Here is a 13,697-nt window from a genome sequence, read left to right on the forward strand (position 1 = left end):
GAGCTTCCGGCTCTTATCAGGCAATGAATTCGATATGAATCCATACCCGATTCATTGCCCATGAATCGCAATCAGCTACTGTTTCAAGAGCAGCAATCAGGCATGCTCGAAGTGGAACACCGCCGTTGTCGCCAACAGATTGGGCAAGCTTCTCACCACCTGACCGTTTTGCAGACCGAAGGAGTCGCGAATGCGCAAGCGGTTCTTGGTAGCCAGCACCTCGAAGTCCTTGTAGGTGCCCACGCGGATATTCGGTGTGTCATACCACTGATAGGGAAGGCGACGCGTGACCGGCATGCGCCCACGCAGCACGGAGAAGCGATTTTGCCAATGTGCAAAGTTGGGAAAGGCAACCACGCCTTGCTTGCCGATGCGGGCCGTCTCCTGCAGCATCACCTCGGCATTGCGCAAATGCTGCAACGTGTCGATCTGCAGCACCACATCGAAGCTGTTGTCGCCGAAGATGGCCAGGCCGTCCTCCAGATTGAGCTGCAGCACGTTCACGCCGCGGCGCGTGCAGGCCAGCACATTGGCATCGTCGAGCTCCACGCCATAGCCCGTACATCCGCGCTCTCGCACCAGATGCTCCAGCAGCGCGCCGTCGCCGCAACCCAGGTCCAGCACGCGTGCGCCCTCGGGCACCAACTGGGCAATGGCTTTCATGGTGGTCAACTCGGTCATGCGGTGTCTCCTGCGCGCTCGGCGGTGTTCAGTTCTTTGGCAATGCCTTCAAAATAGGAGCGCATCACGCCCATATAGCGTGGGTCATCAAGCAAAAACGCATCATGGCCATGGGGGGCGTCGATCTCGGCATAGCTGACGTCGCGGTTGTTCTCCAGCAGTGACTTGACGATCTCTCGGCTGCGCGCCGGGGCAAAGCGCCAGTCCGTCGTGAAGCTCACCAGCAGGAACCTGGCCTTGGCCACGGCCAGCGCCCGGGTCAGATCGCCATCATGGGAACGGGCCGGATCGAAATAGTCCAGGGCACGGGTGATGAGCAGATAGGTGTTTGCGTCAAAGTAGCCGCTGAACTTCTCGCCCTGGTAGCGCAGATAGCTCTCGATCTGGAACTCCACATCCTGGGTGCTGTACAGGTAATCGCGCCGATCCGACGCTGGGCCGCCCCGAGTCGGGCCAGCTCCCTCAGGAGGCAGCGATTCAGGTGCAGCGGGGAGCGTGGTGGCCCTGAGACTGCGGCCGAACTTTTGGTTCATCACGTCATCGCTCAGATAGGTGATGTGACCGATCATGCGCGCGATGCGCAGGCCGCGCGCGGGCACCACGCCATGCTCGTAGAAATGGCCGCCGTTGAAATCCGGGTCGGTGACGATGGCGCGACGCGCCACCTCGTTGAAGGCAATGTTCTCGGCGTTCAGATTCGGCGCGCTGGCCACCACCACGGCATGGCGCATGCGCTCGGGATAGCGCAGCGACCAGGACAGGGCCTGCATGCCGCCCAGGCTGCCGCCCAGCACGGCGGCGAGCCTCACGATGCCCAGGCGGTCCAGCAGGCGGGCCTGCGCATCCACCCAATCCTCCACCGTCACCACGGGAAAATCCGCACCATAGGGCTTGCCCGTGGCCGAGTTGGTGTGCATGGGGCCGGTAGAGCCGAAGCAGGAGCCCAGATTGTTGATGCCGATGACAAAGAACTTGTCGGTATCGACAGGCTTGCCCGGGCCGATCATGTTGTCCCACCAGCCTTCGCTCCTGGGCTGGCCCTCGTAGCTGCCGGCTACATGGTGGGAGGCATTGAGCGCATGACAGACCACGATGGCATTGCTCTTGTCGGCATTGAGCTGGCCATAGGTCTCGAAGGCAAGGTCGTAATCGGCGATGGAGCCGCCGCTCTGCAAGGGCAGCGGTTCATCAAAATGCATGAACTGAGGTGTCGCGATGAAGGACATATGAAAAAACCCGGCATCGCTAAAAACGAGGCCGGGTCGGTGTACTGTCACTTCGCGGACGGGTCTTTAGCTGGATTTATAAAGCGCCCGCAAGCTTTGGCAAATCGGCGCGTGAAAAGTCCAGTGTACTGCATTCATTGCACCGAGCTCAAAAGGAGACTGTCAAAGCTGTCCAAGCCTTTTGAGCCTTGTGCAAATAGCTATGCTTTTGGTAGTGTCACACTTTGGTCAGGAGCGCCGCCACACCCAGCACCAGGAAGATCACGGCGCACACACGGTGAATCGTCTTGATCGGCAGCTTCTTGGTGATCTTCTCGCCAAACCACACCACCGGCGCATTGGCCAGCATCATGCCCAGCGTGGTGCCAGCCACCACCCAGTAATACGACAGAGGGTACTTGGCGGCCAGGCCCACCGTGGCCAGTTGGGTCTTGTCCCCCATCTCGGCCAGGAAGAACAGCATCAGCGTCGTACCAAAGACACCCCAACGCCCGGCGCCATTGCCGGTATCGTCATCATCCAACTTGTCGGGAATCAGCATCCAGCCCGCCATGAGGATGAACGAAATCCCCAAGATCCAGCGCAGCACGTCGGGACCTAGCATCGTGGTGATCCAGTTGCCCACGGCGCCGGCCAGAGCATGGTTGACCAGCGTCGCGGCAAAAATGCCGGCCACGATGGGGACGGGTTTGCGGAACTTGGCCGCCAATACCAATGACAGCAGTTGGGTCTTGTCCCCCATCTCGGCCAGGGCGACGATGGAGGTGGATATGAGAAAGGCTTCCATGATGGGGATAGATGGCCGGAGTTGCCAGAACGCATTGATCACGCACCGACTCCGGCCTATCTCTTCATAGGTTTTCTCGGTACGTAATCAATGGTCTCGACCGGTCGCACCACGCATTGCACGCGGTACCGCATGCGCCATAGGTCACGAGGACCCAAGTCTGTTGACGCATGCATCCGGCAGCTGGCTGCCGAACGGCCTACTCCCCAAAGAAAGTAAGTCATCATTCTATCTGTTTAACCCTGTAAGACAACTGCTTATTTGAATATTCAAAATTTTGTATTTCAGGGTAACTCCTATCGGGACAATGTTGTTACCAACACGAAATTTGATCTTTTCGTAATACAACGGCTTCTCTTGTGACTCATAATGTATGAGTCTTCGTCTGGAAAGCAATTTTCGGATCGGAGCAAGTGCGTTAGCGTCTCTAATGTTGTCATCCAAGGCTGACTCCCTAGGGCTCCATCGCGTTTTCAAGTTTTTTCAGGAGTCCAGCATGGGCAACAAGCTTTACGTAGGCAATCTGCCTTACACATTCCGCGACCAAGATCTGCAAGACAGCTTCAGCGAATTCGGCACTGTGAACAGCGCCAAGGTGATGATGGAGCGCGACACCGGCCGCTCCAAGGGCTTCGGCTTTGTGGAAATGGGCAGCGATGCCGAAGCACAAGCCGCTATCCAAGGCCTGCACGGCCAAAACCGTGGCGGCCGTGATCTGGTCGTGAACGAAGCACGTCCCATGGAGCCTCGTCCTCCCCGCTCCGGCGGCTTTGGTGGCGGCTTCGGCGGTGGCCGTGAAGGTGGTGGCGGCGGCTTCGGCGGCGGCCGTGGTGACGGCGGCTTTGGCGGCGGCCGTGGCGACGGTGGCGGCTATGGCCGTCGCAATAGCTACTAATCAGTTATTGCCAATAACAAAAAAAGGATCTTCGGATCCTTTTTTTGTTGCTAAACGTTAGCAACGCGGTTTTCGAGCATTTATTTTTTTCCTTGTTCTCCGTCATAATTCCTTTCTCGGGCATTTCCCGTTCACAAGCGAATAGGTTTTCAGGATTTTTGGCATGTTTTCCCATGAATATGCGGCGGCCATCCTGAATTCGATCGCGCCATTGAAGCATTGAGGAGCTAGGAGTTATTAATGGGCAATAAGCTGTATGTCGGCAACCTTCCCTATGGTGTGCGCGACAACGATCTGGAGCAGGCATTCAGCCAGTTTGGAGCCGTAGCAAGTGCACGCGTCATGATGGAACGAGACACCGGCCGCTCCAAAGGCTTTGGTTTTGTGGAAATGGCCAGCGAAGCAGAAGCACAAGCTGCCATTCAAGGCATGAATGGCCAGCCCCTCGGGGGTCGCAGCCTCATCGTGAATGAGGCACGCCCCATGGAACCCCGCCCCCCTCGCACCGGCGGTTATGGAGGCGGCTTCCGCAGTGAAGGCGGTTTTGGCGGCGGTAATCGCGATGGCGGTTACGGTGGCCGCAGTGAAGGTGGTGGCTATGGTCGTGGCGATAGCGGCGGCGGCTATGGCGGTGGTGGTGGTCGCGGCGAAGGCGGCTTCCGCAGTCCCTATGGCTCAGGACCACGCCACGGTGGTCGCGGTGGCTACGGTGGCGGCAATAATCACGGCGAATGAGCTTCTTTTAGCAGCTCGGCAATAAAGGCACGATAACGTGCCTTTATTTATTTCTGAAGGCATTCAAATGCATAGTCATTTCCCCAATGTCTTCCACTCATCCTTTTTTAGATGCCTGGGCTTTCTGGTTTTCCCCAGAGTCAATCTATCCCATAGATAAGCGGGCAGCATCCGCATTACGCTGCCGACAATCCTCATCTGCCAGGGAATAATCGCATATCTGGCTTTGCGCTCGATAACCCGAAAGGCACGCCTTGCGAACTCCTCGGGCGAGAGCAGAAAAGGCATGGAATACGGATTATTTTTCGTCAACGGAGTGTCCACATAGCCAGGCAATAAACTGGTCACAGAGACCCCGGATTTCTGCAACTCAACGCGCAGACTCTCACAGTAAGCAATGGCTGCCGCTTTACTGGCCGAATATGCGGCATGGCCGGGCAAGCCGCGAATACCGGCCACACTGCAAATACCCACCAGACGCCCGGAGCCGCGTCGCACCATGGGAGCAATAAACGGCTGAAAGCTTGCAACCAGCCCCATGGTGTTGCTGGCCAGCACCTGCTGCATGACCTCAAGATCCTCGCGCAAGGAGGTATCCACGCCCCAGCTGACACCCGCGTTGGCAATAACAACATCGGGCAGGCCCTGGCGCTCAAGACAGGCATTCGCAGCACTGCAAGCACTTGCTATGTTCGTGACGTCCGCACCATAAACGGCGTAGCGGGATGCATCCATTCGCATGGACTGCGCCCACTGCTCCATGACTGCGGTACGTCTTGCCACCAAGGCGATCGACCAGCCCAGCTGGTAGTAGTGCCAGGCCAGGGCCTGACCTATGCCGCTGGAGGCACCGGTGATGTAGACGAGTCCGGCCCCATGTCCTGCCATGGCTTATGGCTTCTGGCTGGGCTGGATGACGCCCTTGACCCGTCCCTGCATCTGCAGAATCTGGTCAAGGTGCGCGTACTGCATGCTGTCACCTGTAAATCTGTCATTGCCACGGGTCATGACCACAGACTTGTTGGTACTGACGCGCTCGTCATTGGGCCAGATTTGCAGGAATTCGCTCTCCAGCCGCATGGCGGGCAAAGCCTTCTGGGTTGCAGTTGCAGGCACCGGCTCGCGCTGAATGACGGCCTGGCCGAACATCTGGATTTCCGAGCCATCGCCATTGCTCAGTGCCCGGTTGGAACTGCCCACGGTCTTGCGCCCATCAGGCGTGAAGCTCAGCATGCGTGCGTCGTAGACTTCCAGCGTATCGGTATCGGGAAAGTGCTCACCTGTCGTGCCATTCAGTCGATTTTTGAGGCGGCCCGATGCTTCGAAATTCTTGATGACGAAGTCTTTGAGGAAATAGTCCGGATCATGCCGCACGACCTTCTCCGTGCCACTGACAATCGGCTTGGGAGCATTGCGCACCAGCCACCAGGTGCCCAGTGCCAGCAGGCCCATGATGAGCACGGGGAGGTACATCGAGGCCTTGTCGCCCACACGGCGCCATTGCCCACTCATGAGCCATACCCCGAAAGCAGCGCCGCATAAGCGCCATTAGCGGCCAGGAGCAGATCGCAGAACTGCCGCACCGCCCCCTCTCCGCCATTCTTGGCACTGACCCAGTCCGCCACATGCGATGCCTCGTCATGGGCATTGGCGGGTGCGCAGGAAAAGTGGCTGCGACGCATGACAGGAAGATCGGGCCAGTCGTCTCCCATGGCGGCGGCCTGCGGCCATTGCAGACCCAGTTCAGCCAGGATGGACTCGGCAGCCGGCACTTTGTCCTCCGTGCCAAAGCGCGCATGTTCAATGCCCAGTTGCTTCAAGCGCAAACGCAGCGGCGCGGAGTCTCGCCCCGTCACCACGGCCGGCGTGATGCCGGCCTTTTGCAACATTTTCAGGCCATGACCGTCCAGCGTATGGAAGCGCTTGAGGACCTCACCCTCGCCCGAGAAGTAAAGGCCGCCGTCGGTCAGGACGCCATCCACATCGAAGAAGGCCACACGAATTCCCTGGGCCTTGAGCAACAGCTGTGGGTCCCATTGCTGGCGGGGTGTCAGAGCAGGTCGGTTCATCAAATCACCTTGGCACGCATCAGATCGCGAATATGCACCACACCCTGCAGGAGCTGGTTGTCGTCGGCCACCAACACTGCAGTAATGCCATGTTCTTCCATCATGCGTGCCGCAGCAACCGCCAGCAGATCAGGCTTGATCGTCAGAGGCCTGGCATGCATGACGTCCCGCGCCGAGCGGCTGCGCAGATCCACGCCTGCTTCCACACAGCGGCGCAAATCACCATCGGTAAAGATCCCCACCAGCTCACCGGATGCGTTGACCACAGCGGAGCAGCCCAGGCCCTTGGCACTCATTTCGCGCATCAGGTCCACGCTACTCACATCCTGGACAACCTGGGGCACATCGACACCACGACGCATCACATCGCGCACATGGGTCAGCAGGCGTCGACCCAGAGCTCCTCCGGGATGCGAGCGAGCAAAATCCTCGGCACCAAAGCCCCGGGCATCGAGCAAGGCCACGGCCAGCGCATCTCCCATGGCCAGCTGAGCCGTGGTGCTGGCAGTGGGTGCCAAGTTCAAGGGGCAAGCTTCCTTGTCCACATGGGTGTCCAGCACCCAGTCTGCATGCTTGGCCAGTGTCGATTGCAGACCGCCGGTCACGGCCACCAGGGGCACGCCCATGCGCTTGATGGCGGGCAACACGCCGGTCAGCTCATCGGTCTCGCCGCTATTGGACAAGGCCAGCACCAGATCGTCCTGCGTCAGCATGCCCAGATCGCCATGACTGGCTTCTGCGGGGTGCACGAAAAAGGAGGGGGTCCCTGTGGACGCGAGCGTCGCGGCCACCTTGCGGCCCACATGCCCGCTTTTGCCCATACCCATGACCACCACACGGCCCGGCAGCTGCAGAATGCGCTGAATCACCGCCGTGAATGCGCCATTGAGGCGCGCCGACATCGCACGCAAGGCGGCGGCCTCTATATCCAGGGCCTCTCGGGCCAGGCTCAAAGCTCGCGGTGCGTCGATCAGACGCGAATTGGCAGCATCAGAATTCATGCCCGGATTTTAGCCAGCCCATGCTTGCCGGGCAGCGGGCAACATCCCTTTGGCCCGCATTTCAGACCTGAGCCCATACACTGGCGAGCATTCAAAAACTCAGGCGGCCCCATGCAAACTTCCACCAGCGTCAACGACTATCTGCGCGACCATATCCGCACCGTGCCGGACTGGCCTGCGCCGGGCGTGCAATTCCGCGACATCACACCCCTGCTGCAAGATCCCAAGGTCTTTCGCATCATGACCGATGCCTTTGTTCACCGTTACATGGACCCCAAGCTGCGCCCTGACGTGGTGGCCGGCCTGGATGCGCGCGGATTTATTCTGGGTGCAGTGATCGCTCACGAGCTCAACGTCGGCTTTGTACCCATCCGCAAAAAAGGCAAGCTGCCCTTCACCACGGTGGAGGAAACCTATGAGCTCGAATACGGCAGCGCTACCGTGGAGCTGCACACCGATGCCGTCAAGTCCGGCGACCGTGTGTTGCTGATTGATGATTTGATCGCCACCGGCGGCACCATGATGGCCGGCAAGAAACTGCTGGAAAAGCTGGGGGCTACCGTGGTGGAAGGCGCAGCGATTGTGGATCTGCCGGAACTGGGCGGCTCCAAGCACCTCAAGGACAGCGGGCTGCCCCTGTTCACTCTGGTTGACTTTGCCGGGCACTGAGCAACCCAGCAGCAGCCCTGGATCAGCGCAGCTCTCCGTACTGGGTCGTGCCCAGAGAGCCCAGTCCGGACACGGCAAATTCGCCCCCCTCCTCATGGCCAGAGCCAGGGCCCAGCAATGGCACCTGGCGTGATTGGCGCACACTCGCAGGCGATCCCGCAGCCATGGCCACGGCCTGCTTGAACGCATCCATTTCCTGCGCGTCAATGGGCTCGAAAGAACGGCCTGAATGTGTCGCAACCGGAGCATGGCGAGGTGCCTGCATCGGGGGTACAGCCCCGTCAAAAAACTGCGTCTGCACAAAATCCGGGCTAGCAGCACTTTGAAGCTGCCCATTCACGCGCCAGTAAACGGCATGAACCCCTGCATCCATACGGGTTCTGGCGAGCTCAGCAATCATTGCCTCGATACGTCTTTGCTGCTGAGCATCCGCAGCGTATGCAGGAGCCAGATCCACCATCACGACAAAGCGCTGACCAACGCTGTCCAGCGAGAGCACCTTGAATTTGTATCCGGCCGAAAGAATGCCGACCCTGACCATGGCTTCACGCACGATGACGTACAGCTGCTCGCGTCTGGCAGAGCGCTCACGGCGCTGCGACTGACGCGCTACAGGATCATCCTCGTGGCGCGGTGCTTGCGTGCTACCTTCTCGGCGAGGCCCGCGAGAAAACCATCGGAACAGGGACATGAGCACACTCGAACAAGCAGTATTTACAACAAGACACATTCTGCCTCCAGGTCTGGAGCAGCTCGTGACATTTAACGAAATATTAGCCTTTGTCCGACGTGGATCAAGCGCCAAGCCCGGTCGAAACACAAAAAATCTTCACTCAGGTGCTGGCCACCCGGCGACGAGTGTCCCCTGCGCGGCGGGCCAGCACCTGGCCTGCCATGGTCAACAGCGCCAGCGCCAGAGCAGGCTGGCGGTTGGCAATTTCGGAATAACGCAGCGCAGTCAGACACCATAGACGGCTGGGCGCTGCGGCTTGAACCGTGGCCTTGCGTGGTCGATGGGCGAAAAAGGCCCCTTCCCCCACAATCGCCCCCGGCCCCACCAAAGCCAGGCGGATTCTTTCTTTCGAATCCTGGTAATGCACGCTCAGCGAGCCGTACTCCACCAGGTACAGATTGCGGTCCAGCGCCCCTTCGGCAAACAACACCTCGCTGGCTGCCAGATTGATCGGCTGCAGATACGGCGCCAACAACTCCCATTGAGCGGCATTGAGCACGTTTTGAGCGGTATCGGTGGCAACCGAGGTCGTCATCGCCTGGATCAGCGCCGACAAATCCTGAGGTGTTGAAGCGAACATAATCAGTGGGTAGAACGCGAACGCCGCATGTCATCCGGTTGGACAAATCCGGATACACATCCCGGCCGCTCAGGGTAAAAGAAATTCATAGCGCGCCATGGCTCACCATCAACGCAGGCTGAATGCTAAGCGACTCTGACAGTCCCGCCAATCACTTGCCGTGCGGAGTTACTGTCACTTCCCCAAAGTGTCTGCATCTTCATTCGCGTCAAAGCAAAAAAGGATCGATGATTCGATCCTTTTTTGATAGCTTACATCGCTCTTCCCAGTTGGGTTAGCGACACTTTTCAATGGAAATCAGCCATTGGCGCGCTTTTCCAGGATCTCGAAGGCAGGCAGCTTCTTGCCCTCCAGCACTTCCAGGAAGGCACCGCCGCCTGTGGAGATGTAGCCCACATCCTTTTCAATACCGTACTTGGCAATGGCGGCCAGAGTATCACCGCCGCCGGCAATGCTGAAGGCGGGGGACTCGGCAATCGCCTGGGCGATGACCTTGGTGCCATTGGCAAACTGGTCGAACTCGAACACGCCCACGGGGCCGTTCCAGACGATGGTGCCGGCCTTCTTGAGCTGCTCGGCCAGCAGGGCTGCGGTTTGCGGGCCGATGTCCAGAATCATGTCGTCGTCCGCCACTTCGGAGGCTTTCTTGACGGTGGCCATGGCGTCGGCTGCAAAGGTCTTGGCGGTGACCACGTCGGTGGGCACGGGCACATTGGCGCCACGGGCAGCCATGACGTCGATCACGGCCTTGGCATCGGCCACCAGATCGGGCTCGGCCAGCGACTTGCCAATCTTCAGGCCGGCAGCCAGCATGAAGGTGTTGGCAATGCCGCCGCCCACGATGAGCTGATCCACCTTGTCGGCCAGGCTCTTGAGGATGGTCAGCTTGGTGGACACCTTGGAGCCGGCCACGATGGCGGCCAGGGGACGGGCGGGCGCAGCCAGGGCCTTGTTCAGCGCGTCGATCTCGGCCGACAGCAGCGGGCCGGCGCAGGCGATGGGGGCGTATTCGGCGATGCCGTAGGTCGTGCCTTCGGCACGGTGAGCGGTGCCGAAGGCATCGTTCACAAAGATGTCGCAGAGCTTGGCCAGCTTCTGGGCCAGCTCGGGCTTGTTCTTCTTCTCGCCCACGTTGACGCGGCAGTTTTCCAGCAGCACGACCTGGCCGGGCGCGACCTGCACGCCGTCCACCCAGTTGGCAACCAAGGGCACATCGCGGCCCAGCAGCTCGGACAGGCGCTTGGCCACGGGTGCCAGCGAGTCCTCAGGCTTGAATTCGCCTTCGGTGGGGCGGCCCAGGTGGCTGGTGACCATCACCGCAGCGCCGGCCTTCAAAGCCATTTCGATGGCCGGCACGGAAGCGCGCACACGCGTGTCTTCGGTGATTTCACCGGCGTCGTTCAAGGGCACGTTCAGGTCGGCACGGATGAAAACACGTTGTCCCTGGGCCTTGCCCTGGGCGCACAGATCGGAGAAGCGGATGATGTTCATGCAGCAAAAAAGCGACTCCGAAAGTCGCCCATACAAAGGTTGGAAAACAAAAAATCTGCCTGCATTCTAGGGCGATCACCTCTTTCAGGCATCGCTTTTACACGCTTACTCGACTCAAAAACAGGAGCATCTTGTGCGCTCTGTAACTGGATTTCAAGCCTTTCTATCGGTAGCTAATATGAAAACAGGAGCACGCAGCTCCTGTTTTGTCTGGTCTTGAGGCTACCAGCCCAGACCGATATGCAGCGGCAGATAAATCGCCATCCCTAAAGCAATGGTGCCAAGAATGCTGCGCTTGTAAAAAAAATACACCACCGAAGCAGCCAGCGCAGGCAATCGCGCATCGGCCAGACTGTTGATCAGCTGACCATTGCTCATCACGATCTCGGGCGCAATCACCGCCGCCAGGGCCGCCAACGGCGCGTATTTGAGCCCGCGCTTGAGCCAGTTGGGCAGCGGCAGTTCACGCTCGGGGATCATGAAGAAAGCACGCGTGATCAGCGTGATGAGCGCCAGACCGATGCAGGCAACGATGACCCATAAACTGCTCATCATGACCGCTCCTCCTCATCCTTCACCGCAGGCAGCCGGCTGGCCTGCTTTTGCAGCTGCTCGGCCGTCAGGCCTGCAGCCACGGCGGCAGCGATCGCCACCAGGATATTGAGCTTGAGCGGCAGCGCAAAAGCCGCCACGGCTGCCGTACAGGCTACGATCGAGGCCACCCAGGTTGCGCGGTCCTTGAGCATGGACAACAGCACGCCCAACAACGCCAGCACGCCGGCAAAGCCCAGCCCCCAGGACAGAGGAATCTGATCGGCCAGGAAAATGCCCAGCGTGGACGGGATCTGCCAGGCCACCCAGTTGGTCAGCGCCGCACCCCAGAAATAGGGCAGTTGCTCGGGCTGCGGCCTGGCCTCTGGGTAGCGACGCATGAAGTTCACGAAAATCACATCGCCGCTGAAATAGGCGACCGCCAGACGGTGACGCAGACTCAGGTTGGCGAAATAGCTGCGCCACATGCTGGACAGGATCACAAAACGCAGGTTCACGCAGATGGCGGTGAACCAGACCACCCACAGCGGAGCTCCCACGGCCATCAGCGGCAGCACGGCCAACTGGGCACTGCCCGCATAGACAGTCAAACCCATGAGCAGCGCCAGGGGTACGGAAAGACCGCTTTTGACCATGGCCACGCCGGTCACCAGACCCCAGGCGGCAATGCCCAGAGCGGTGCCACCCATCTCTTTGGAGCCGACCCAGAAAAACGGATCCCTGACTATCGATTTCGCACGCTGACCCAGCGTGAGCACCACATCCGTCATACCTCGCCAGCATCCTCGCCCAGCTGCGCGCCTGCGGGCAACTCGAAGCCACGCAGAAAATCGCCTGCGGCCAGGCGTTTGCCACCCGCGCGCTGCAGCAGCGTCATATTGAGCACGCCGCTGCCACAGGCCACGCGCACGCCCCGGGCATCGGCTGACAGCACGCAGCCGGGTGCGCCGCTGCCTTGCTGCGCCTGTGCTTCCCAGACCTTGATGGCTTCGCCGCCCAGGCTGGTGGCACCGCCGGGGAAGGGATTGAAAGCGCGCAGGCGGCGCGCAATGACGTCGGCGCTTTCGCTCCAGTCGATCAGGCTCTCGGCCTTCTCGATCTTGTGTGCATAGGTCACTCCATCGGCAGGCTGTGGCGTGCGATTGAGACCTCCGCAGGCCGCCATTTCCAGCGCTTGCACAATCAGGCGGCCGCCCAGCGTGGCCAGCTTGTCGTGCAGGCTGGCCGTGGTGTCGTGCGCAGCAATCGGCAGACGCTCGATCACGCACATATCGCCGGTATCCAGGCCGGCATCCATCTGCATGATGGTGACGCCGGTTTCGGCATCGCCGGCCTCGATGGCGCGATGAATCGGCGCTGCACCGCGCCAGCGCGGCAGCAGGCTGGCGTGAATGTTCAAGCAACCCAGGCGCGGCGTATCAAGCACCCATTGGGGCAGGATCAGGCCATAGGCAGCCACCACCATCACATCGGCCTGGGCGGCATCGATAGCGACCTTGGCGGCAGCGGCGTCTTCGGGATATTTGCCGTCCAGACGCAGGCTCAGCGGCTGGGCCACGGCAATGCCATGCTCCAAAGCGCACTGCTTGACGGGAGAGGCTTGCAGCTTCATGCCGCGCCCGGCGGGGCGATCCGGCTGCGTCAGCACCAACGGGACTTCAAAACCTGCAGCCAGCAGACTCTCCAGGGCCACGCGCGCAAATTCGGGCGTGCCGGCAAAAATGACTTTCATGGGGCTCACAAATTAAAAAGGCAGCCGCCGGCTGCCAGATGTTCAAAGATGCGGTTCTTTGAAGTAAATGCTCTCATCGGTGAACATGACCTTCTGAACCACACCTTGCGGGTCTATGTGCACATGGGCACGCCGAGCAAAGGTATTGTCCAGAAAACGGTAGGTCCAGATGTCACCTTTGAAGCTGTAGACCCTCTCGACTATGGCGGGCGGACCAAACACGCGGTAGACATCGTCACGGGTGTCAACGCCGTTGCGCAGCGCGAAAAAATGCGCCGTATCCAGCACCTGCTCCACACGCACCAGCTTGTGCCGGGCATCGAAATCCATGTGATAGACCTGCTGACCAGCCGGCTGCTGGCTATAGACCAGGCGCTGGCCGCCGTCGGGCAGAGGCACGACCAGGGTGGGTTTGCCCATGCCTTTTTCCACCTCGGCCTGAGGCATGCCGGGCTTTTGCCACTGGGGCACCATACAACCCGCCAAACCCAACGTCAGCAGACTGGCGGTCAACAGTGTTTGCAGGCGAGGCAGGGACATGGGACT

Annotated in this window: 17 protein-coding genes; 3 read left to right on the forward strand and 14 right to left on the reverse strand. The window is 59.9% G+C overall.

The window, feature by feature from the left end:
* Positions 1 to 96 precede the first annotated feature (96 nt).
* The 3 genes from metW to AC1RTQ_RS16705 form a co-directional block, all read right to left on the reverse strand.
* Positions 97 to 681, reverse strand: coding sequence for a methionine biosynthesis protein MetW (metW, locus tag AC1RTQ_RS16695; RefSeq protein ID WP_003066861.1), 585 nt, complete (start codon positions 679 to 681; stop codon positions 97 to 99).
* The gene (metX, locus tag AC1RTQ_RS16700) at positions 678 to 1,907 is read right to left on the reverse strand and encodes a homoserine O-acetyltransferase MetX (protein WP_492877340.1); all 1,230 of its coding nucleotides are present in this window, start codon (positions 1,905 to 1,907) and stop codon (positions 678 to 680) included. Before metX ends, metW begins: the two co-directional genes overlap by 4 nt.
* A gap of 217 nt (positions 1,908 to 2,124) precedes the next feature.
* Positions 2,125 to 2,694 carry a TMEM165/GDT1 family protein gene (locus AC1RTQ_RS16705; protein ID WP_302093152.1) on the reverse strand — a complete coding sequence of 190 codons (570 nt, stop codon included), beginning with the start codon at positions 2,692 to 2,694 and terminating at the stop codon, positions 2,125 to 2,127.
* 496 nt (positions 2,695 to 3,190) lie between these two features.
* On the opposite strand from AC1RTQ_RS16705, the gene rbp (AC1RTQ_RS16710) reads away from it, so the two are divergent.
* A complete protein-coding gene (gene rbp / locus AC1RTQ_RS16710; protein ID WP_302092581.1) occupies positions 3,191 to 3,589 on the forward strand; it encodes an RNA-binding regulator in 399 nt (132 codons plus the stop codon).
* Between the two features lie 240 nt (positions 3,590 to 3,829).
* Positions 3,830 to 4,324 (forward strand): RNA-binding regulator, encoded by a 495-nt coding sequence (gene rbp, locus AC1RTQ_RS16715; RefSeq protein ID WP_492877343.1) that lies wholly within the window; start codon positions 3,830 to 3,832, stop codon positions 4,322 to 4,324.
* 75 nt (positions 4,325 to 4,399) lie between these two features.
* Here the strand turns inward: rbp (AC1RTQ_RS16715) and AC1RTQ_RS16720 are convergent, their stop codons facing one another.
* Genes AC1RTQ_RS16720 through AC1RTQ_RS16735 form a run of 4 tightly spaced genes read right to left on the reverse strand, consistent with a single transcriptional unit; the run spans position 4,400 to position 7,394 of the window.
* Positions 4,400 to 5,212, reverse strand: a complete 813-nt coding sequence (locus AC1RTQ_RS16720) for an SDR family oxidoreductase (RefSeq protein ID WP_492877345.1) — start codon at positions 5,210 to 5,212, stop codon at positions 4,400 to 4,402.
* A gap of 3 nt (positions 5,213 to 5,215) precedes the next feature.
* Positions 5,216 to 5,836 (reverse strand): LPS export ABC transporter periplasmic protein LptC, encoded by a 621-nt coding sequence (gene lptC / locus AC1RTQ_RS16725; protein ID WP_492877347.1) that lies wholly within the window; start codon positions 5,834 to 5,836, stop codon positions 5,216 to 5,218.
* On the reverse strand, positions 5,833 to 6,393 hold the full coding sequence (locus AC1RTQ_RS16730; RefSeq protein ID WP_034350998.1) for a KdsC family phosphatase: 561 nt from the start codon (positions 6,391 to 6,393) through the stop codon (positions 5,833 to 5,835). Before AC1RTQ_RS16730 ends, lptC begins: the two co-directional genes overlap by 4 nt.
* Positions 6,393 to 7,394 (reverse strand): KpsF/GutQ family sugar-phosphate isomerase, encoded by a 1,002-nt coding sequence (locus AC1RTQ_RS16735; RefSeq protein ID WP_492877350.1) that lies wholly within the window; start codon positions 7,392 to 7,394, stop codon positions 6,393 to 6,395. The genes AC1RTQ_RS16730 and AC1RTQ_RS16735 overlap by 1 nt, the downstream gene beginning before the upstream one ends.
* A gap of 111 nt (positions 7,395 to 7,505) precedes the next feature.
* Here AC1RTQ_RS16735 and AC1RTQ_RS16740 point away from each other — a divergent pair, with 111 nt between their 5' ends.
* Positions 7,506 to 8,063 carry an adenine phosphoribosyltransferase gene (locus AC1RTQ_RS16740; protein ID WP_003066840.1) on the forward strand — a complete coding sequence of 186 codons (558 nt, stop codon included), beginning with the start codon at positions 7,506 to 7,508 and terminating at the stop codon, positions 8,061 to 8,063.
* Positions 8,064 to 8,085: 22 nt separating this feature from the next.
* Here the strand turns inward: AC1RTQ_RS16740 and AC1RTQ_RS16745 are convergent, their stop codons facing one another.
* The 7 genes from AC1RTQ_RS16745 to AC1RTQ_RS16775 all read right to left on the reverse strand — a co-directional run bounded on the left by AC1RTQ_RS16745 (position 8,086) and on the right by AC1RTQ_RS16775 (position 13,691).
* The gene (locus AC1RTQ_RS16745) at positions 8,086 to 8,754 is read right to left on the reverse strand and encodes a hypothetical protein (RefSeq protein ID WP_492877352.1); all 669 of its coding nucleotides are present in this window, start codon (positions 8,752 to 8,754) and stop codon (positions 8,086 to 8,088) included.
* Positions 8,755 to 8,896: 142 nt separating this feature from the next.
* Positions 8,897 to 9,376 carry a Crp/Fnr family transcriptional regulator gene (locus AC1RTQ_RS16750; RefSeq protein WP_302092588.1) on the reverse strand — a complete coding sequence of 160 codons (480 nt, stop codon included), beginning with the start codon at positions 9,374 to 9,376 and terminating at the stop codon, positions 8,897 to 8,899.
* A 297-nt stretch (positions 9,377 to 9,673) separates the two neighbouring features.
* The gene (locus AC1RTQ_RS16755) at positions 9,674 to 10,867 is read right to left on the reverse strand and encodes a phosphoglycerate kinase (RefSeq protein ID WP_492877354.1); all 1,194 of its coding nucleotides are present in this window, start codon (positions 10,865 to 10,867) and stop codon (positions 9,674 to 9,676) included.
* Positions 10,868 to 11,089: 222 nt separating this feature from the next.
* Positions 11,090 to 11,422: an AzlD domain-containing protein gene (locus tag AC1RTQ_RS16760; RefSeq protein ID WP_492877356.1), complete on the reverse strand. Its 333-nt coding sequence runs from the start codon at positions 11,420 to 11,422 to the stop codon at positions 11,090 to 11,092.
* Complete coding sequence (locus tag AC1RTQ_RS16765; protein WP_492877358.1) at positions 11,419 to 12,189, reverse strand: AzlC family ABC transporter permease; 771 nt, start codon at positions 12,187 to 12,189, stop codon at positions 11,419 to 11,421. The genes AC1RTQ_RS16760 and AC1RTQ_RS16765 overlap by 4 nt, the downstream gene beginning before the upstream one ends.
* Positions 12,186 to 13,151 (reverse strand): methionyl-tRNA formyltransferase, encoded by a 966-nt coding sequence (fmt, locus tag AC1RTQ_RS16770; RefSeq protein WP_409812067.1) that lies wholly within the window; start codon positions 13,149 to 13,151, stop codon positions 12,186 to 12,188. Before fmt ends, AC1RTQ_RS16765 begins: the two co-directional genes overlap by 4 nt.
* Before the next feature lie 42 nt (positions 13,152 to 13,193).
* The gene (locus AC1RTQ_RS16775) at positions 13,194 to 13,691 is read right to left on the reverse strand and encodes a hypothetical protein (protein ID WP_492877360.1); all 498 of its coding nucleotides are present in this window, start codon (positions 13,689 to 13,691) and stop codon (positions 13,194 to 13,196) included.
* Positions 13,692 to 13,697 lie beyond the last annotated feature (6 nt).

This window comes from Comamonas sp. GW821-FHT11H03 (assembly GCF_058807955.1).